The 21771-nt window shown below is 49.1% G+C and carries 9 protein-coding genes; 4 read left to right on the top strand and 5 right to left on the bottom strand.

What is annotated here, in order from left to right; translation table 11 throughout:
• Positions 1-52 precede the first annotated feature (52 nt).
• The gene (locus E7Z62_06260; GenBank protein ID MBE6522709.1) at positions 53-784 is read left to right on the top strand and encodes a radical SAM protein; all 732 of its coding nucleotides are present in this window, start codon (positions 53-55) and stop codon (positions 782-784) included.
• Positions 785-855: 71 nt separating this feature from the next.
• On the opposite strand, the gene E7Z62_06255 is transcribed toward E7Z62_06260, so the two are convergent.
• The 3 genes from E7Z62_06255 to E7Z62_06245 all read right to left on the bottom strand — a co-directional run bounded on the left by E7Z62_06255 (position 856) and on the right by E7Z62_06245 (position 2822).
• Positions 856-1356 carry a hypothetical protein gene (locus E7Z62_06255; GenBank protein ID MBE6522708.1) on the bottom strand — a complete coding sequence of 167 codons (501 nt, stop codon included), beginning with the start codon at positions 1354-1356 and terminating at the stop codon, positions 856-858.
• A gap of 318 nt (positions 1357-1674) precedes the next feature.
• Positions 1675-2064 (bottom strand): restriction endonuclease, encoded by a 390-nt coding sequence (locus tag E7Z62_06250; protein ID MBE6522707.1) that lies wholly within the window; start codon positions 2062-2064, stop codon positions 1675-1677.
• On the bottom strand, positions 2061-2822 hold the full coding sequence (locus E7Z62_06245; GenBank protein MBE6522706.1) for a J domain-containing protein: 762 nt from the start codon (positions 2820-2822) through the stop codon (positions 2061-2063). Before E7Z62_06245 ends, E7Z62_06250 begins: the two co-directional genes overlap by 4 nt.
• Before the next feature lie 152 nt (positions 2823-2974).
• Between E7Z62_06245 and E7Z62_06240 the strand changes: the two genes are divergently transcribed.
• Both E7Z62_06240 and E7Z62_06235 read left to right on the top strand, forming a co-directional pair.
• Complete coding sequence (locus tag E7Z62_06240) at positions 2975-4165, top strand: ATP-binding protein (protein ID MBE6522705.1); 1191 nt, start codon at positions 2975-2977, stop codon at positions 4163-4165.
• Positions 4166-4611: 446 nt separating this feature from the next.
• The gene (locus tag E7Z62_06235) at positions 4612-18675 is read left to right on the top strand and encodes a hypothetical protein (GenBank protein ID MBE6522704.1); all 14064 of its coding nucleotides are present in this window, start codon (positions 4612-4614) and stop codon (positions 18673-18675) included.
• A gap of 84 nt (positions 18676-18759) precedes the next feature.
• Here E7Z62_06235 and budA read toward each other — a convergent pair whose 3' ends face one another.
• Positions 18760-19518: an acetolactate decarboxylase gene (gene budA / locus E7Z62_06230; protein ID MBE6522703.1), complete on the bottom strand. Its 759-nt coding sequence runs from the start codon at positions 19516-19518 to the stop codon at positions 18760-18762.
• On the opposite strand from budA, the gene E7Z62_06225 reads away from it, so the two are divergent.
• A complete protein-coding gene (locus E7Z62_06225) occupies positions 19496-20950 on the top strand; it encodes an ATP-binding protein (GenBank protein MBE6522702.1) in 1455 nt (484 codons plus the stop codon). The two genes, budA and E7Z62_06225, sit on opposite strands and share 23 nt — an antisense overlap.
• Before the next feature lie 235 nt (positions 20951-21185).
• On the opposite strand, the gene E7Z62_06220 is transcribed toward E7Z62_06225, so the two are convergent.
• Positions 21186-21620: a hypothetical protein gene (locus E7Z62_06220; protein MBE6522701.1), complete on the bottom strand. Its 435-nt coding sequence runs from the start codon at positions 21618-21620 to the stop codon at positions 21186-21188.
• Positions 21621-21771: the final 151 nt, after the last annotated feature.

The raw sequence follows: 21771 nt of genomic DNA, 5'->3' as shown, positions 1-21771 counted from the left end.
CAAACTATTTCCTTGATTTTTCAACACAGATTCTGAATGAAGAGAAAATTTGATGCTTCCAACATCTTACTCTTACTTTTACTTTAACTTTTACTTTAACTATGACTGTACCATACCGTTACAAACCGTTCGAATTATTATCCTCCTAGCATATGGGAGGCAGCTGTCAAGACAGAGGAGAGTCCGCATCATGAGCAAGATCGTCTACAAGTACGGTTCCCGTTACTACATCAACATGACCAACAGGTGCCCCTGCAAGTGCACCTTCTGCGTCAGGAACGAGACACCCGGCCTCGGGGATGCGGACAGCCTTTGGCTGGACAGGGAACCCACTGCAGAAGAGGTCAAAGATGCACTGCTGGCACTTGATCTATCCTCGACAGAGGAGATAGTGTTCTGCGGCTACGGAGAGCCCACCGAGAGATTCGACGATCTCAAGGAGATAGCAGCATTCATCCACGAGAAACTGAAGAAGAGGGTGCGCCTCGACACCAACGGTTTGGGATCGCTCATCAACGGGAGGGATATAGTTCCCGAGATGAAGGGACTAGTCGATTCCGTATCCATAAGCCTCAACGCGAAGAATGCCGAGGAATACCTGGAGGTAACCCGCAGCAAATACGGGATGGAATCCTACCAGGCGGTCCTGGACTTCATCACGGAGTGCCGTAAGACCGTTACCGGTGTCACCGTCTCCATAGTGGGAGGCTCCATACCCCAATCCTCTGAGGACGAATGCGCCCTCATCGCCAAGACGATGAACGTCGCCTTCAGGGTCAGATGATCACAGCCGGCGACTAAATGCTCGGATACAGGGATAACAGTCGTCAGTTCCGTCAAAGAGAGCTATCCCGATTACACCCTTAAAATATAGGCCATCTGATTCAAATCCTCGTCATCATTCTTCTTGATCTTTCTGAATCCAAGATCAGTATAGTAATCTATCAATCCATCCTCACAATCTACCCTGACCAGTCTACAACCTACTATGAGGTTCGCCTCCAGGATATGATGGATGGCATCCTCCATCAGTTTGGACCCAAAGCCTTTTGGAGCATCCTTGGATCTGCTCAGCTGTCCTATCAGATAAGACTGCGCTACCCTTGATTCAGGATCCAGATTCATCCTGATGGTGAATCTGTCATCCTTCTCCCTCTCACCTTTCTCATTGATCTTCTCTGGTACCTTCATGCATCTGAGTCCGATGCTGTAGTATCCAAGAATCTTGCTGTCGCCATCGATGGCGAGATATGTCCTGCACATATTCTTCTTCTCCATCATTATGGCTTTATCCTTCAGGAAGGATTCCTGATCCGATCCGACGCAATCATGGTACGCGTTCAGGATCATTATCACCTTGTCCTCTCCATATTTCTTCAATAGAATACGCAAAGGCGCTATGAATGGCTCATTCACCAATTAAGGATCCTCCCCAGCTCTTCAGGGTCCGTCACGACCCTGTGGGTATCGGAGGTGTCGATACCGGGCGCACCTGAATCGGCCTCGTCGAACGCCGCTATCAGCCTGTCGGCCGCCTCGTCGGTATCGATGACCATATCCTCAAAGAAACTCTTGGTCGCCATTTATCTCACCAAATTCTCATAGTTTCATCTTCTTTATAAATCATTGTGCAACCTTTCCACTATTCACGTATTTGCCCACTGCTTCAGATAATCACAGATCGTCCATCAGCACCCTTATCCTTACGCACGGGTCGTGCCTGAATCCCCCGATACCGGTTATCTCGCAGTACAGATGCTTCCCTGCGTCCATCAGGTTGGCGACGGTCTCGTTCCTGTCCCTGGGGATGTACCCTATGTGCATCCCGTCCTGGTTGAGGACCTTCACTGCGCGCCTGTCGTAGGGGTTGTCCGGCTCCCTGACCAGCGACAGAAGGTCCCACTCCTTCAGACCTGCGGTGATCTCCTCCGGGTCGCCCCTGAAGCATATCCCCACTATCTCCGTGTCCATCAGAGGTATCCTGAATGTGATCGGAGCTATGTCGGTGAGCTTGGAAGGGTCCATCAGGCCGAAGTCGTCCGGTATCACCACAGGCATGGTCATGCCGTCACCTCCGCTATCGTCCTGTTAACGAGCTCCAGGTCTTCGGTGATGCTGTCGAGCATCTCGTTCAGTTCAGCGTTCCTTTCTCTCACAGCATTGCGGTCCTGCATGAAGGGAATCTTGTCGAACGGGTAGGACGATCTAATGATCTCGATCTGCTGCTCCAACTCCGCGATCTTCGCCTTCACGCTCTCGGCGTACACCCTGCAGGGCTCGTCGAAGTCCAGAGAGCTGTAGATGGCGCGTATCATGAAGATATCCGCCCTCTTGTAAGCCTCCACGGCCTTCTGGAAGAGCGCGATGTCCGCTATCGAGGCATCGGGATTGAGGTCCGGATGGAGCTTCTTCACTATCTTGGTGTACAGCGACCTTATCTCCTCCGTATCCTCCTGGGAGAGCTTCTCCGCCGATATCAGCCCCACGAGCTTCTTGATCTCCTCGTTGCGCTCCTTCAGGTCGTCCAGCAGATTCTCGTACTCGAACCTGATCGTCTCCTCGATAGCTTCGCTGTCGGACTCCTCCTGCCTGTTCAGATAGGAACGTATCAGAGACAGCCTCCTCTTGGCCATGGACAGCTCCAGGCGCTTCTTCCACACCAAGTGCTCCAATGCGCCTACTTTGAGCATGTACTCCACCTTCAGCTCCGGGACCACGTGGAAGAGCAGCTCGTCCCTCTCGATGATGAGCCTGGTCAGCTTCTCCATGGGATCCTCGCCTCCGCCCAGGGTCACCTTGACGATCGTATTCTCAGTTATCATGATACTTAGAATCCCGTGTAGGTATAATAACAGCTGGTTGTTATCTTTGTTATTAAAATTGTAAAAAAAATTCTATTGCAATAGAATAATTTTTAAAATCTATGAAAAAATCTATCGCAATGGATTTATTTGAAGGATACTTACAGATTCATATGGAAAAGACCGTCAGAAGAGCGGAGTATCTCAGGCAACTGCATGAATCCAAAGATGCCACCAGCATCGTTAAGGTGATCACCGGTATGCGCAGATGCGGCAAATCGACGCTTATGGATCAGTTTGTTGAGGACCTGAGGTCCGAAGAGGTAGCCGATGACCACATATTCCATGTGAACTTCGAATCTTTCGAAGGATACGACGTTATATCCCCGGAAGAACTGCGCTCCGAACTGAGGAAACTACCGAAGAGCGGAATAGTCTACATTCTCCTGGATGAGATACAGAATGTGGACAGATGGGAACTCATAGTCTCCTCTCTGGAAGAGACTAAGAACTACGATGTCTACCTCACCGGTTCCAATTCGGATATGCTGTCGACGGATCTTTCGACCCATCTCTCGGGAAGATACATAGAGATCAAGATGCTGCCCCTGTCCTTCGGCGAATTCCTCGAACTGCATCCAGGGAACAGTGAGGACAGGTTCAATCAGTATCTGAGATACGGCGGGCTTCCCGATGCGGACCCCGATAGAGGGGAAAGATACAGCCTCGGCTATCTCGAGGGCGTCTTCAGCACCGTCCTGATAAAAGATGTGCTGTCCAGGCTGAAGACCGATGACGTGAACAAGATCAGGTCCATCGCCAGATTCCTATACTCCAATATCGGCAATGTTACAAACATCGCGAACATATCCGAAGGGACTGGATTGAATAATGGGACCGTGGACAGATACATAGAAGGGATGATCGATGCCCTTCTATTCTATCATGCGGAGAAGTATGACATCGTAGGGAAGAAGCTCCTTTCGACGAACGGCAAGTTCTATGCATCGGACCTAGGGATGAGATTCATGGCCCTGCAGGGATCCGGGACCGATGACATGAGCAGACCGCTGGAAAACGTCGTGTACCTCGAACTGATACGCAGGGGGTACACGGTGAGGATAGGATCCTACCGCGACAGGGAAGTGGATTTCACAGCGATCAAAGGGAGCGAAGTGGAATACTACCAGGTGGCGGCCACCATACTTCCGGAGGACACGAGGGACAGGGAATTCCGGTCATTGGAGATGATACGGGACAACTTCCCCAAGAAGGTGCTGACTATGGACAGGTTCAATCTCGGGACCTTCGACGGAATAATTGTGATGAACGTCATAGATTGGCTGCTTGACAGCGAGAAATGAAGAGGCTCCATCGATCTGAACGGAATGAAGAACGTGCTGCGTATCGTACGCATGGGATGAGGGCCGATGAGGCCCCTTCCAAACCATTTACGACTTCTCTGGAATCTAACTACTCTTGCATTCACGATCGTGTCGATCACACTACGTCATTCGCATCGGGATAATACGGTGAACGTCGAATGATTTTTGATGAGGAGGGGCCGTTTATGTCCGGTCAAAAGAATCAAACTACTTTGTCGAAGAAATGGCTGAAATCAAATCGTATTTATTGGATTATACATCCAGATAGCAGAATGTTGGATAAATCTAACTTTATAACATATATACAACTAATAGCTAATCATCCTTTAACAAAGAAAGTAACGCGCATGCGTTATCGCTGTCTTTACAAGGGAAAGATAACGAACCAAGTGTGTGACTGATGTAATCGATGGGAAAGATGGCATATGAGGGGGCAGAAAGGCACTTTTTCAAGTAACATGAAAAAGACTGGACGCGGTATAGCGGCATTCTTATTGATAGCGGTAGCAATAGTTTTCATTCTGGCTGCCTCAAGTGTGGATTCGACGGACCCTTCATATTCCCATAACATTTCATATGTCGATCCAGCTGGTAACAACACCTCAGCATCCATCCCGTACTCTGGAATCGCCTCCACAGAATACAATCCCGTCTATTGGAACAACACAGGGAATAATGATGGCATAGCCGGGAACTGGATTACACCGGCATCGAACTGGAATTACGAACTTAAGAGCAACGGAGAAATATCAACGATCACCGAGGGCACCCCGACCAAAAGCTATACGGTGACCACATCGACCACAGGAACGCAGATAACCGATTCTCCCAGCAACTCTTACAGCGTAACCATTCAGAACTGGCCAGTATCGATAGAGTTCAAATCAACATCCAATAACAAAACGTACTACTTCCAGATACCTCATACTACAATTTCTAACATATCTGCAAACATGACCTTTGAATCTGAAGGCGCCGTATACGATACTTACAAATTTACCGGGAATGGAAACACCGTCACCGTATCCTTCACTATAAACAACTATAGCCTAAATCCGAACAAGGTATTCGGAGGATGGCTGACATTCAAAGACGACAAATGGATCACTGTGTATCCTGGAGATGTAGTCGATAACAGCACCAGCACCCTCTATGCAAAATGGATAGAGCCGGATATCTTCATATTGAAGAATGATTCAGTCTATGTAGATCATTGGACGAGCGGATATAGATACGTATTTGACATCTTATCCCCGTATGCAAAACCATCCAACATCTATGGAAGCTATAACATCGCTGCAATAGATATGGATAATTACAAGGGAAGATACGATGCTGTCATCCGCGGAGACAGTCGTTCCTCATCCGATATGTTCGGAACGATATTCAGCCTATCCATAGAGAACACAAGGAACTGGGAGAATTATTTCATAATGTCAATTGGTAAGACAGACGATTCTTACCTAAAGGCTCTTCCGACCGGTACATACCGTTCTGCTGATCCCAATAATCCTGTAACCCTTCGTTTCGGGGGAACCGTAAACAACGATGAACTCTGCAGACTGGACGGCAACGTTATAATTGACAATGTGGGAATAAAAAGAGCATCAAGTGAAGGCCAACACGGTGATTCCGGTTCAGGGTCCATATTTGCTGAAGGACATGTGCTGATAATCGGTGTCAACATCCAAAACCCTACCCTGGGAACAGGTTCCGGAAAGAATACAAATCCAGCATCTGAAGCGCCTCAGGTCTTTGGAGGGAGCTATAAGAATGCTATCGAGACCCCGATAGTCTTCGAAGGATACGACCCCAGCACGAAAGAAGAATATTCCATCACAGAAAAGAAAATAGTTTTCGGAGACGGGAGAACAACCAGTAATCTTGCAGTGGAATTGGGAACGTATGTGATCATCCATGACGGAGTTTACTACAATACCGTCTCAGGATCGTTCATGAAGGACATCGGAACTGTCAACCAACCCCTGTCCACATACATAGTGCTCAAGGGGGGCACCACTACCGATACGGTCATAGGAGGAAGCTCTGGAAACAGAGCGAATATTATCTACGGAGGAAACCCAGATAGTGAATACCATCCGGAGAATGTTGGAGGAACATTCGTCTACATGACTGGACATTTCACACCTGGAGATAATTGGGAGGACAGCAGTACCGGTTTCAGCGATGAATCCAGAAAATACAGCATCGTGCAATCCAGCATCGTGGAAGGCGGTATGTCCAGAGGTTCGGGTCTGAACAGTCAATCCAAAATCATAGGATCTACACATATATTCCTCTCCGACAAAACCTCCGTTTGGGATGTCCAGGCCGGAGGCCGTCAAAAATTCACACATACAGATGCAGCATATCTCGAAATCTCGGGAAGCGCAATAGTAAGACATCTGGCATGCGGAACTATCACCGACGGTATACCCAAAGAATCTGAAAGTAACAATTGCGTAGACAACGTCATAATAAAAATCGGACAGAACGCCACTGTCGCATCGGTATTCGGCGGAGGATATGACAATTATGATCTCCCGATTGGAAGGTCCATGCTTTGGGATTCCTCCATTTCAATAACCATAGACGGCGGAACGATCGGATATGTTTTCGGCTGTGGATACAGAGGAACGATCGGAAAAGAAGTAACGGCGGAAGCCCAGGCTCAAGGTCATAAGGAACTCGTCATCAACATCGATATCAAAGGCGGAAACATAGTCTATGACGTATATGGTGGTGGAAGCGGTGGTTTGGATAAGATCAAGCACAATTCGAATGGAACTATCAACTCTGCCCTAAACCTCGATGGTCTGAAAAACACTGTAGGATTCTCGAACGTCTACGGGGACGTCTACATAAGGATATCGGGCAACACCGTCGTCAACGGAAACGTCTACGGAGGAGGAATGTCGTTACCAATCCTGGAGATGTACGGATGGGACGACCAGACAAAAACTGATTTCAAATCTGGAAACAACGACGTTGCTTGCGTCTACGGAGATGTCTCCGTAACAGTGAACGGCGGAACGGTCAAAGGTAACGTCTACGGAGGAGGAAAGGGTATCAACGCATCCTTCGACGGCGGAACGACAAAATTCTATGAAGATGAGACCCATAGCGAGGAATCCATCCTTACGCCCTCATTCTTAGTGCTCAAGAATACAAATGCGGGAATCACTTTCGATAAACTGCCCTGGTTCACTGGAAGCGATGGCAATTATACCTACTCCTACGCAGCCAAGAAAGGCAATGACGTCATGATTGATGCCACCCATACCGAAATCTATTACGAACCTGTCATAGTAAGCGAATCCGTATGGTTCCAAAACACAGGGGATGTGACTGATAGGAAGCAGGTCATGATCGTCGATTCGGACAATGTGGTGTACACTCAAGGAATCGACAACACCGGCTTCTACATACAGAATAACAATATCAAATACCGCCCCACCGCGGATGGACGTTTTGTAAACAGCACTAATCCCAATGACAAGATAAGCGTAACGATCTCGAGCGGAGTATCGTTCTATTGGGGAGAGATATACGACACTGATAAATTCAGGATCGAAAAGGTCGGAAACACCAAAGGAATATACCTGGACAGATACGCGAAGGTCACTGGCAATTCGATTGTCGTAATCTATGATGGAAGCATAGAGGGTAACGTATACGGTGCAGGTTCGATTGGAAAGCTTGTCGGATCCACGATAGTGGACGTATCTGGTGGAACGATTGGGGAGAATGTCTTCGGCGGCGGATTGGGAGTTGTTGGAAACGAAGGAGTGACTGGCAACAGAGGCGTCTACATCTCCGGAGAGGAAACAGACATCCACGGATCGGTTTATGGTGGATCGTCCAATGGGGATGACGGATCGTATGATAAATACTGGAGTGGCGACCCGACCAAACTATCCAATTCGACCATAGTAATAGATCAGGGAACCATCACAGGATCCGTTTTCGGCGGCGGTTTCATGGGTAACACATGGGGAAACACCGCCATCTTTGTGGGCCACCACTACAATGCTGAACAAAAATACAGTCATGACAAGGACAGCACGGATAACAAAGAAGAGAAGACGATAAGTGTCTCATCCATTTACGCCGGCGGAAACATAAGGATCGGCGACAATGATAACACAGAAGCCTTCAAAGAAACTGTGGTCTGGGGTACCGGTCACATCGAAATATGCGGAGACGAAGGATACAGGACCATATTGATTTCCGGCAGTATAATGGGTAGCGGTAACTCATGCAACACATATGGAAAAACCGATATCATAATGGAAAAATTCGAGAGCATACAAAAACTCGATGCCATCCATAGGGCCACCGAATTGACACTCATTCAGAGTTCGGCTAAGATAGGCGGCAGAAGTACGACAACTGGAAAAACAGCCAGTATATTCAAGATTGAAAACTTCACTCTGCAATTCAACTCCAGCATAACAGTTGATAACGAGATCTATGACGTGCTGGAATTCAACAGCTTGAACAGAGACAAGAACCCTACCACCGCGGGTTCCCCTTCCAACATGATCGAGTTCACTTCAGGAACCACATTCTCGATAGGTGTCGGATCATCGAGTTCTGAAAGCCAGTCCAACATCACCGGATACACAATCATGTCCGTTTCAAATCAGAACTCCTACGGAGCCTATGTAATAGGACCAAAACTATCCACAGGAGGTTTCGTAGTCAGCAGAGAAGGCAGCTATAAGATGGCTGAGACCTCGGTTTCCACGGATAACCGTTTCTGGTTCATCTCCGGAACCGAGATGAAGATCGCCACTATGTACCTTCATGGAGCGGATACGGCTGACAGCGAGTCGAGGCCCACTGACGCTACCAACGTTAACATCGAAGGTACGATAGACAGAAACCTGAAAATAACCGACCAAACGAATATTCAAATTTTCAAACTAATGGATGGATCCAAGATCAAATACGTCGGAGGCCAGTTCACCCCCGTATCTGCTTCATCCACAAGCGGAAAGGATTACACCTTCGTAACACCCGGAATGAAAGGAACAAATTACCCGGATGATAATGAATTGGGAATCATATTCGGAATGGACGGCACTAAGACTCAGGAAAGCAACGGAGTCCTGACGACCACCAATGCAGTCAATCTGACTTTACCGAAAGCAGCTACCGGCAGCGACAGCTTCTACTTCAACGGACCAGGAGGATCGGGCGGCGCTGACGTCAACTGCTATTATCTGGGAAGTTCGGATCCGTCAATGATCCTGAATGGAGCTACCAATGAACCTGCAGGCATATATGATCTGAAACTGCAGATTGTCGGTGCCCCAAACAACGTGACCGCATACCCCGGATACATCACATTGAACTTCCAAGAAGTGAAGGAGAGCGGTGGTGTAGGACTCATCGTGAACACGATCGAAGTTCGTATCGATGTTTACATCATTGCCGAATCAAGGGTAGGAGACGATAACGAATACAACATCAAGATGAAGACGGAGCAGAAATCCTCGAACAACAACAGCGGATACTCCGAAATCATCTTCCCTGCATCTCCTGAATTCGTCAAGGGAAAAATGTATCTAGAACAGGTGACGACCGTAGGAGTCAACGAAGGTGCGGTGATAAGTGTCAAGCCTGTGATGAACCATGACAATACAACCGGCTGGATGAATGTCAACGACAATGTCTCTGTTGTCATAGGATCCAACGCGAATAGCATAACATATGAGACCTCCGACTCACTCCACATATACGTCGGAACCATGATCGGTACGGATCCGACCACCATCAGATACGAGATAGAGAACTTCCAATACGGACTCAGCGACAATCCGAGTTTCACACTGCATCTTGTTACCGTCAAGACAGATGGTAATACCGTCAAGTCAAAGATCATAGTCAATCTTATCGAGGCCCCTCTGGTCAAGGTACAATTCATCGATCAAAGAGTCGGTAATACGTTGGAGATTACCAAAACCTTCCCTTACGGAACGGTCCTGACACCGGAAATGTGCCCGGATACCGCGGAGAACTTCGCAGGTTGGTTTACGGATATCAACAAAACACAGCCTTACAACTACTCAACCCCTCTGACGGATACCGAGAATCCAGTCGTGCTCTACTCAGCATACCTGGTGAAGGTAACCTTCGATAACATGAGAGGTACCACATACGAACTCTATCTTCCTCAAACCAGCAGCGGTTCATTGATTCCCTCAGCACTAGTACCTGTTGTGAACACCGAAAATGACGGATATGAAAAGGTCAAATGGTACACAGAGAAGGAATACGACTACGAATGGGATTTCAACTCTGACAAGGTCAACAGCAACACCACTTTGTATGCCAAATGGGTCGGTGTAGAGGTCCTGTTGGAATTCTACGAGAGTGAAAATGATACTACACCTAGCTACATAATAATCGACGGCAAACAGCTCAGCATAAGGGTAGACACCAAGATAGACATCACAATAGATGGAAAGTCGGTCTTGGAGAGGGCGAAGGAAGTATTATTCGATACTGACAGCCCGATGTTCATCAGTTGGTATTCAAAGAATGATGCAAACAGCAAGACCTTCAGCATCGGAAGTTCCTCCATACTGAGGACGGAAATGGTCAAGTTCGGCACTACGAACACAATAAAAATCTATGCCTCAACGCAGGAAATAGCTATTCAGGTGGATATGGAGAAGAATGCGAACGACGCGTCCATCTCGATAGCCAACGGTATCGTCACAGTGTTCCCCGGCGGACAAACCCAGGATCCGGAGCATTATGACTATTACGTAGACTGCTACGGAACTGTCGCCATAAGAGAAAAGAATCTGTTCACCGAAAAAACTGAATCAACTGAGGAAGAGGGAGAACACATACATTATGTGGACAAGTTCGGAAACGAATGGCATAAGGTCAACGAAAACCAATATCAACTAACAGTCAGCGGAAAAATCGATGGCAAGTATAAGGATGTTTACGGGAATCTCTATACGGGACCTGACTGGGATCCAACAAAACAAGATTACTCTGAAACCGATATATTGGGAGCAACATACACATGCGTATACGGTTCCGAATACTACTATCCGTTCACCTACACGCTGAGCGATGCGACCCGTACAGGTTACAAGCTGATAGGTTGGAACAACGAGAGTATAATGGGGAAGGACATATCACTTACACCCCGTGCCGGAACCGAAAGGACAGTCAGATTATTCGTGACATTCGACACTGAAAAACGCCCAATAGTCCTCAGGGAAGTGATCCAGCTGGAAGGTAACGACACATCCTCGCAGATCGAGACCCGCAGTTGGACTGTACAGCAGAATATACGTATCGACGATCCCGATTCCGATGGCGAATACATCATCAAATATCTTGCCAGGTGGCAGCTGCTGACCTATACCGTCACCGTCTCGGACCTGACCCACGGAATAATAGATGCGATCGTTACCAAGAACGACGGTTCGGGCAACTCACAGAGGATACGTATCGACGGCAGTTACGAGGCAAATTACGGTGACAGGATAGTTCTGAACTATACCTCCAAGGACAACTACAAGTTCAACGGTTGGAACGCATACGGAGAGTTCGAGATTGAAGACTCCAGCTCGATAAGCACCACATTGATCGTTAAAGGAGTATGTTCGATCTCCGTCAGAGAGATAGGGGACAGGCCAGTTATCATCAACATACTCTTCGATGATAATGAAGACGACGAAGACCGTATCATAGTCAATGAAAACGAATTGAGAAAGACCTACGTCTATCTGAAGAACACGGTCACCAACACTTACTACGAATTGGAGCGTGTAGTCAGCGGCACAGGACTGCCCTACGGAAAGACTCAACAGTACAGAGGATACGTCCCCGTGACCGATGATCCTTATGCTGTATGTGTAAGGTACAAATGGAGCGCTGAGGAAACGGAACTGTATTTCAATGCGGAAGTACAGGGACCGATAAAGACTGTCAATGTCATCCCTACGGTATACAAAGACGGTACGACCGAAAACAAATACAACAGAGTCGATTTGGAAAACGGAGCGTATTATCTGATCTGTAATGGCGTCAGATACTACCCTTCCGAAGATGGGACCAACACATTCCTCTACAATGATAACTCAACGTTGAGATCAATCACCCTAATCCCTTCCGAATACAGGGATCTCAACGATATCATCTACACAAGGAATGCCAACAATACGATCACCGGACCCGGACCCGTCTCATACTATCTGCAGAACAACGTAGACGACACCTACTACAAGGATAATCTGCAGTTGATCAACGACAACGTCTACGAATATCGCGGGTCCAATACGATAACATCGATCAAGGTAACTCCGTCCAAATACATTGATTCGAACGGCACCCTGTACGATAGAGTACTTGACACCAACGGCAAATTCTATCTGACGCACGGAGACTCAAAATACTACCCGGACGGAGCCAAAGCTAACATCTTCAATAAGACAGAAGGAACTGGTTCGGCTTCGATTACCGCATATCCGAGCGTATTCGTCGATTCCAGAGGAATCGAGTACACCAGAGATGTCGATGACAACGGAGCGCAATTCATCGAGGATTTCAACGGGAACAAGTACTACACCGGTGTGTTCGAAGACTATACGATGGTCGGATATGTTGATGTCGAGATGGATAACGAGCTCTCATTCACCTATTACATCATCTCCGCATATGTACACGACTACTTCGCATCGAGCGGAGAGAGGATAGTCGATGACATGGCATTCTACATCAGTCACCCGAACATCGAGAAAGGAGGAGACGTCTACACATACGTCAGCCAAAACGTGTACAAACATGACGAAACCATAGTCAGTGTGACCCCCGCCTCCTACACCGATGGCACCACAGAATACATCTCTGGCAGTGATGAAAAGGGAGTCTACATGACTGGGAAGAATACTCAGACCCCGAAGTACTACTTGGTCATCAGCGATATCTTCAGCAGCGAGGACAGCACGATATCCGTAACTCCCTACACTTACACCGACGGAACGTCAACATATACTGTGAAGAATGACAGCTTCACCATCAAGTACAACCACAGTAACGAAGAGATGGTTAAGAACAGTATCAAATACAGCAGATATGTGGGTGCTCTTGATTCGGTCATCAACGCGAAGCCAGATGATGAGAAGAAGAACAAGGATACTAGCGGACTCCCGGCTGTCAAAGCATCGATAAAGACCGGATATACTTCGAACCACCTGTTGGAAGGATTCTTTGATAACACTAACTTCTTCCAGATAAGTCCGATCAACGAATGGAAGGAGCCATTGGTAGGCCCCACAGATAAAGAATTCAATCTCAACTGGACCGCTGTCTCCAAACCTGCGGAGATCTATGTGATCATAAAGGTCGAAACGTACGATGTCACATACGTGGTTACCGGAACCGAAATGACAAAGACCAAAACATTGTCGTTCGGCGATGACCTCATATACAGTCTCGCAGATCTGTTTGGGCCGGATTATGCAGCAGGAAAGACTGCCATAGGATACGCGTTCTACGACGGAAGCATAGTGCGTGCGATAGACATCTTAGATGAAACCACTGTAGAGAAGATCGGACCCGGCAAACCGATCAGGGTCGAGGTCACTACTGAGGCCACACTGCCTGTCTTCATTAACTATCTTGGCCAAACGCTGGACGGCAAATATGTCACAGAGAACACGGTAAGACTTCCTATGCTGGTCAGCGATGTTCCGAACGTATTTACCGGAAAATACAATCCGATCTATATCGAAGGCTTAACACTGAATAGTGACGTCAAGAACGGTTTCATCGTCCGTAACAGCGATCATTTAGTATTCGACTTTGTAGAAGAGACCGCCAGCGGAGATAAGTACAGACACGGCAACGAAACAGTGATCGTTAACAAGACTGCAACCGATAATAAACTCTCGGACGGTACGAACACATACACCGGATTCATAGCAGGATCTAATTGGACCGGCAGATTGCTGAACATCGTCGTAACAGTGCCGGCTGATCCGGACATCGACATGTCTAACTTCTCAATTAAAGTCCTTGCTAGCAGGAACATAGTCACCCTCCAGGTCGCTGAGGAATACCAGCAGTACATTATAGGAGGGTCCTGGGGAGGATCCTACAAGATCGGAGAGACTGTTCAACTGCCGGGTATGCAGCAGAAGGATCATCACAACCTCGAAAACTGGACCTCCGATGGGGTCGACGGACAGATAATCGAGAAGAACGGTCTGCTCTACTATCTGATCGGAGACGGTGACAAAGGAACGGTCACATTCACTCCCGTATACGAACAGGACATCTATACGGTAACAGTCTTGACCACCGTCGACACCCTCGTAAAGAATGGAGAGGATTTGGGACAGAGGTATACAGAAGAGATAGCAGATGGCAACGACTTCATACTGCCCGATCTCAAAGACTATGTGATCATGGCACCCGGTGTCGATCTGGTAGCCTACAGTTTCAACGGATACTTCACCGATGATGCTGGGAACAAGCACTATCCCGGAGAACCCGTCAAGATAACCAAGAACACCACACTGATAGCTAGCTGGACCACCACTCGTTTCGTCCTGATGTACGGATTCGATGGCGACTATCTATCGGCTTCGATATCTTCATCCGATCTTCCTTCGGACTCGGCATCGAAGACCGGAGTATGGCTTGATTTGGTCGGTTACGAACAGGGCGACCCGCATCTGGAAGGTGACGGATACAAGTACTACCCGGTCGACCGCAGTAACCTCCATGCAGGATACATGGAGAGTCCCGAAACAGATCCTTTGAAGAGAACGATCAAAACTGAACAGTTCACATTCAAGGATGCAGAATACATCATCGGATTCAATGGCATTCAGGAATACATCGAACGTGCCGGTATCAAATACATCAAGATCGGCGACAACACCTACAGGGAAGAGGGCGGAACCAAGGTAGTTACCGTCACCCCCAGTAAGTTCAAGGACGCACTCGGCAACATCTACAATGCCGGAAAGATCGGCGATGACGAGTACATCGAACTTGCAGGTGTCAAATACTACAAGATAAGCGACAACACCTACAGGGAAGAGGGCGGAAAGACAGTCACCGTGTCCCCTTACAAGTACGATGACACCGTAATCGTGACCTACACCATCGGTACCGATGAGAAGGGAGCATACATGGAGAGAACCACCGATGGAGAGAGATTCTACATCGTCAGCGGTATCTTCAAGAACGGAAACAGGGAAGTATCCATCGTAGCAGAGGATGGCAGATACTACGATTCACGTCATGTCGAATATACACCAGGAATCGACATAGGCCAAGCCTGCATCTTCTCACCTGAAGGCATACCGTACTATCCTGTGAAGGTATCCTACATGAGCGAAGCCGGGGAACCGATCGTCGTGAACCCGTACCAGTTCTTAGAGGTCGGAGCAACTGAACCAAAATACATTTGGATAGACATGGACGGCCCCCACTACCTCAGAAACATCGATACTGGAGATACATACTACCAGAGTGCCGACGCGGCCACCCACATGAGGAGCGATACCGGAGTGATCAAGTATGAGTGCAAATCAGTCTTCGAGAACCCCAGCACCCATCAGATTACCACCACCTACGTCGTAGGATTGTACTACCACTCACAGGTAACTCTCACGATATCGCCTATATCCGGAAACGAACTGGACATCGACAACTCGAAGGCGACCTCCCTGGAGGATTCAACGAAAGTGGTCGACATAGGAAAGCCTGTGAAGCAGTCCAACGGCAATTACACTTGGAACTTCTTCATGATAGACAACATGAACCTGGATCTGGAGCCGGAAGTGGAATCGGCTACGATCACATATCTGGTCAACGGACAGATGCTCACCAAGGATGACATCAGCAAGATAAGTCTGGAATACAAGCAGGGTGGAAGCTACGTGGCCGCCAGCGGATTCAAGTTCCCCCTGTACACCGAGATCAGATTCAAATCCTTTGATACCAAGGATTGGTTCACATCCTCATCTCTCAGCGAGGACAGCAGAATAACGCCAGTAGAAGGCTGGTATGTCCTGACGGTCAGGGAAGACGTATCCCTGTACACCAGCAGCGACACGTTCACCATCAACTACCACAACCATCTAGGAGAAGTGATCTCGACAACGGGACCGTTCCAACCGGAATTCGATCAAAGCGGTATCGCTCGCGTCTATATCACCGATCTCATTAAAGAGATGCAAGCTGAACTCGCATCCCTCGGCCTCGATTACTATTACGGGTTCACAGGATGGGCGGTAGAACAGGAAGACGGAAAACTTGACATAAGGTACGGACCCGTCTCTTCCTATCCCATAGTGATAACGAAGAACAAGAGCCCAACGGTCATCAACCTGTATCCGTTCTATCTCACGACCGGTAATGCAGAATTAGTATACAACGGAGACTACCAGAACTCATCCGTCGAGAATGCAAAGACCAACGAGGAACTGGAGAAGGCTGTCTTCAACCAGGAAGAGCCCGACATGGTCGTATACTATTACATCGGAGATAAGGAGCTGTACACCCTCGATGAATTCAAGGAATACGGAAGCACATATGCGACATCAGCAGCATTCATCGAAATAGGCGAGCACAGGGTCCAATACTTCGTCGATATGGGAAGCGGCAACGGATTCCGCGGGACCTACATCATCAAGATCATCGAGCGTACGGAAACGACCATCACATTCTACGATGATGACAAGGTCGTAGAGACCAAGACCTACAAGGGCGATGTGAAGCTCGGAGAGCTCCCATACGCCGGAGAGAAGGGATTCGTCGGATGGTTCTTGGCAGACGGAATAACCGAGATAACCTCCGAGACGGATGCTTTCGACCTCGATCCCGAGACCAATGCGTACGCAAGATGGGAGACCACCGTGATCCACTTCATCAACCAGGAAGCCATCATCGAGAGCCGCACGCTGTACGGCGATGCGGAAGTCGGCGAACTCCCAGACATAGGTGAGAGGACCGGATACGAATTCCTGGGATGGTTCCTGTCTGACGAAACGACCGAGATAACGGCAGAGACCAAAGCCCTGGATCTGGACAGGGAGAACAACGTATACGCCAAATGGGAGAAGCTGGAAGTGACGGTCGTCGACTTCATCAACGATGATAAACTGGTCGAGGAGCGCACACTGTACGGAGACACCGTCGTAGGAGATCTTCCCAATATAGGGGAGAAGGAAGGATACATCCTAATCGGATGGTTCCTCGCCGACGGAAAGACCGAGATCACCGCCGAAACCAGGACCTCATCTCTCGAAAGGAACAACACGGCCTATGCGGTGTGGGAGGTCGATCCCGCACGCAAGACCACCGTCATCAACTTCATCAACGGAGAGGAGACCGTCGTAACCCGTACCTACATAGGAGACGTCGCGCTGGGAGAGCTTCCCGATGCAGGAAAGAGAGAAGGGTACACATTCATAGGATGGTTCCTCGAATCCGGACTGGAGCTGACCCCACAGACCAGGACCGTCGACCTTGAGGACGAGAACGATGCGTACTCACTGTGGCAGAAGAACTCAGGACCCGTTGGTCCCACCGATCCCACCGAGAGGAGCTGGGAGAAGAGGGAGAACCCGGACGGATCCGTGACGACCATCATCACCGAGAAGACCGTGAGGCCCGACGGCAGCGTCAGGGAGAAGAGGACCGAGACCACCACCTATGACGACAGGACCACGCGTCTGGTAACTGAATCGTTCACCGATGCTGAGGGCAACACGACCGTCAAGGTGGACGAGAAGATCACCTACCGCGACGGACCCCTACAGAGGGTCATAGAGATCGAGGGAGTGGACGGAGAGTTCGTCGTGAAGGTCCCTGTCATCGACCCTCTGAACATCTACGATGCGAAGGAGGAGCTGGACAAGCTCAGCTATGATTCCGTTGTGTTCGAGATGGATTACCTGAGCAGCGACTTCAGGGTCCCCGAGGTATCCATGCCCATCCTTGCGGACAACGACTACAGCATCAGGTTCAGCAACATCGATTTCACCGTGACCCTTGACGAGAGGACGACGAAGACCCTCAGGAACGCCGGAGGAGATGTCACTCTGACGATCCATAAGGCACACCCCGAGGACCTGACCGACGATCAGGAGAGGCTCATCGGCGACAAATATGCCGTTACAATCATCCTGAAGGCCGGAGAGAAGACCGTCTCGGAGCTTGGAGGAACCGCCACCGTATCGGTATTCTACAAGGGATCCTTCGTCTACTACGTGGATAACAATGGTCATGCGGAGGAGATCCCCTGCGAGTACAACATGTTCACTGGCGACACCACCTTCACCGTAGGACACTTCTCCATCTACCTGATATCCAAGGAGAAGATCCCCGAGCCGGTACCCGAACCCGTGAAGGAGATGTCTATACTGGTCTACCTGGCGATAGCCGTCCTCATAGCTACCGTGATTGCCGTTTCGGTGATCATGATCCGCCGCAGGTGACATCTAGAGAAAACACGAAAAGATCGCACCGCAGCAGGGTCCGAAACGGCCTTGTGGCGGTGCTTTCTCCTTTTACCCCATCTATTAGACGCTCTCGATCCTTCTGATCTCCCCGGTCATCTCGGAACCGAGATCCTTAGACTGGAAACCTGATGTACCAGGCAATAGAATCGAGAGGGAATCCATCCTGCATATCTGACAGGTGGACCCGTCCATTGAAATGTCCAGGACATGCCCTCCGACCTTCTTATCATCAGAAATAAAGTGGAGATGCCACCCATGATTGTTCAGAGCGGACATGAACGATGGACAGAACAGCCCTACCACATTACCCTCGATATCCTTGTAGGACCATGTGACCTGCTGTTCCGCTACAACCTGCGACAGGGGAGTGCTGCCGGATTGCATCGGGACGCTCCTCAGGAGCATGCTGGGGAATCTGGAATGGATCTTGACGAAATACGGGGAGTTCATCCCCACACCGCTTAGAATCCCATCCATCCTTTCAGAGAACTCCTGAAATGAGGATGCTGTTATCTCAAACGACTGGCCCTCTCCCATGAAGGACACACACGCGAAAGGCGTGGAATCATCTTCCACTGCAGATACGGATCCGTCCGCAGAAGCCCTGTAAACGATGCCGTCCAGCATTATCAGTTCGCCATCGAGGCCTTCGAAAGTGCCCAGCCCTATGTCCCCATGCCTCTTCAACTCGGATATGGGAAAATGGCCTTCGTAGTCCCCTTGGCAGAGTGCCTGCAGCAAAGATACCTGAAAGAGCGTTCTGCGATCTGACATCGCACTCGTATCCGTTCTCCGCATGATAACTGTTCCCTTATGCATGAAAAAAGACCATAATAATTCTTACAAGAATAATGATTATAAGAATTATATATCTGTCCAGCCATTTCCAACCATGGATGAGATGGAGTTCGTCGGCAGGGATAGGGAGTTGTCGATCCTGAAAGACGAATATACTGCAAAGAGGTCGTTCATCCTCATGACGGGAAGGAGGAGGGTAGGTAAGACCCGCCTCATCAAAGAGTTCATCAAGGATAGGGACTCCATGTACTTCTTCTGCAGCAACATCAACTCGGCCCTCATGCTGAGGGAATTCTCTGCATGCCTTTCGGGATACTCCGGAAGGACTTACGGTACCTTCGACGATTGGAAGCAGGCGTTCACCGCCTTCGCGGAATGCAAGGACGGTAAGAAGATACTGGCCATCGACGAATTCCAATACATGATGTATGCTGACAGAGAGATAGTCCCCAAGCTCCAGGACATATGGGATAACATTCTTTCAAAGACGGAGATAATGCTCATAATCTGCGGATCCCACATATCGGTAATGGATGGGCTGAACGAATATTCCGAACCGCTGTACGGCCGTTTCACCAGGCACATGAGGCTGCGTCCTCTGCCCTTCGAGACCGTAAGGGATGATGATTTCGTCGGTTCGCTGGAAAGGTATGCCATACACGGGGGAGTACCGAAATACATGGAGATGATGAGGAACGGACAATTGGAACAGGTTCTGCGTAACGACATCCTAGATCCGTCCTCGACGATGTTCAATGACGTCCAGTTCATGCTGAACGACGAGGTCAGGGAATCCAATGGATACATGTCGATAATGAGGTCGATAGCCAACGGCAACCACAGGCCCAGGGACATCTCGTCCGATCTCCAGATCAAGGAGACATCTCTGGGGAAGCCGCTAAAGACCCTGATGGACATGGGGCTCATAAGACGGGACGTCCCCGTCACCGAGGACCCGGAGAGGAGCAGGAATGCACTCTACGTGTTCGATGACAACTACTCGTCTTTCTGGTTCGAATTCGTCGGACCGTTCAGATCCTCGCTGGAGATGGGAGAGACGGACGGAGCCGTCGCATACTGGAAGGAACATTTCTACGAGCATCACGCGGCATTCGTGTTCGAGGAGGTCTGCAGAAAATCCGTTTACGGCATGTCAGCCGACATCGATTTCATCCCCAGGAAGGTGGGCAGATACTGGGAAGGGGACTGCGAGATAGACGTCATGGCCTTGGATTTCGATAGCAAAAGGGCCTTCGTTGCCGAATGCAAGTGCCGCAAGGGAAAACCTGTGGGGTCGCATGAACTCAACAATCTCGTAGCTAAGACTGAAAGGATAAGGGGACTAAAAGGATACGACATAAGATTCGGACTGTTCTCGATTTCCGGATTCACCGACGAGGTCAAGAAAAGGGATGTCCTCCTGATAGATAAGGGCAAGAGGATCGATATTTGAGGGACTGTGCACCGCCGCAGGCATCCCGCGCCCCACGCAGGATCACACGGCGGTGCCGTCTCCTTTTGATACGGTATCCCTAATCGGCTGTGCGGGGAAACGGCATTGATGCCGCCGCGCGGATGATCTGCGCACCGTATGAGATAGACCTTGGGTTGATAGGATATAGAAGGATGCTCCGCTCTGTCAGTACTGCCGGCAAAGGATGTACATCCTCCGACCAAAAACCGAGGGATCAATCGTCCCTGTTCTTCTCCTTCCAGTAAGAGTAGATGCTGGGCTTGAAAGAATCCTCGGTGTCGATTATATCGAGCATCTCCTCGATGAGCTCCGCGACCCTCTCTCCCTTGTCGGTGAGGATGATGTAGCACGTCCTGCTCTCGAAGGAATCATACATGGCGATCAGTCCCATCTTCTCCAGTGTCTCCAGCTTCTCGGCCATTCCGGAGTTGCGGGAGATGTTGGCATGGATGTCGGATTTGATGGCGGGACGGTGGTGCTTGAGATAGACGAGGATGGACAGCATGTGCTTCCTGTCAAGCTTGGCCAGGGCGGATCCATCGGATTCCTTGGAAGTGCGCTTCTGCTTCAGAAGCTCGACCATCTCCTTGGAGTAGTCTCTGTCCTCCGAGTAGAATGCTACCTGCTCCTTTCCTTCCGTGCTGTTCATCTTTATCACCACCTTTTGTGCTATTGGATTGTGTACACATTATGCGTCAATGGTCGTACATTCATACGCTGATTGACGAACTGTAAGATCCCTGGTTTCGGGGGGGGGGCTCTTTTCATAAGTCCACAGTTTACAGCCAGTGCACTTCTTG

The sequence above is a fragment of the Thermoplasmata archaeon genome (assembly GCA_015063285.1).
Taxonomy (GTDB): Archaea; Thermoplasmatota; Thermoplasmata; order Methanomassiliicoccales; family Methanomethylophilaceae; genus Methanoprimaticola.
The sequence above is the reverse complement of the archived record's forward strand: the minus strand, read 5'-3'. Positions and strand labels throughout refer to the sequence as shown.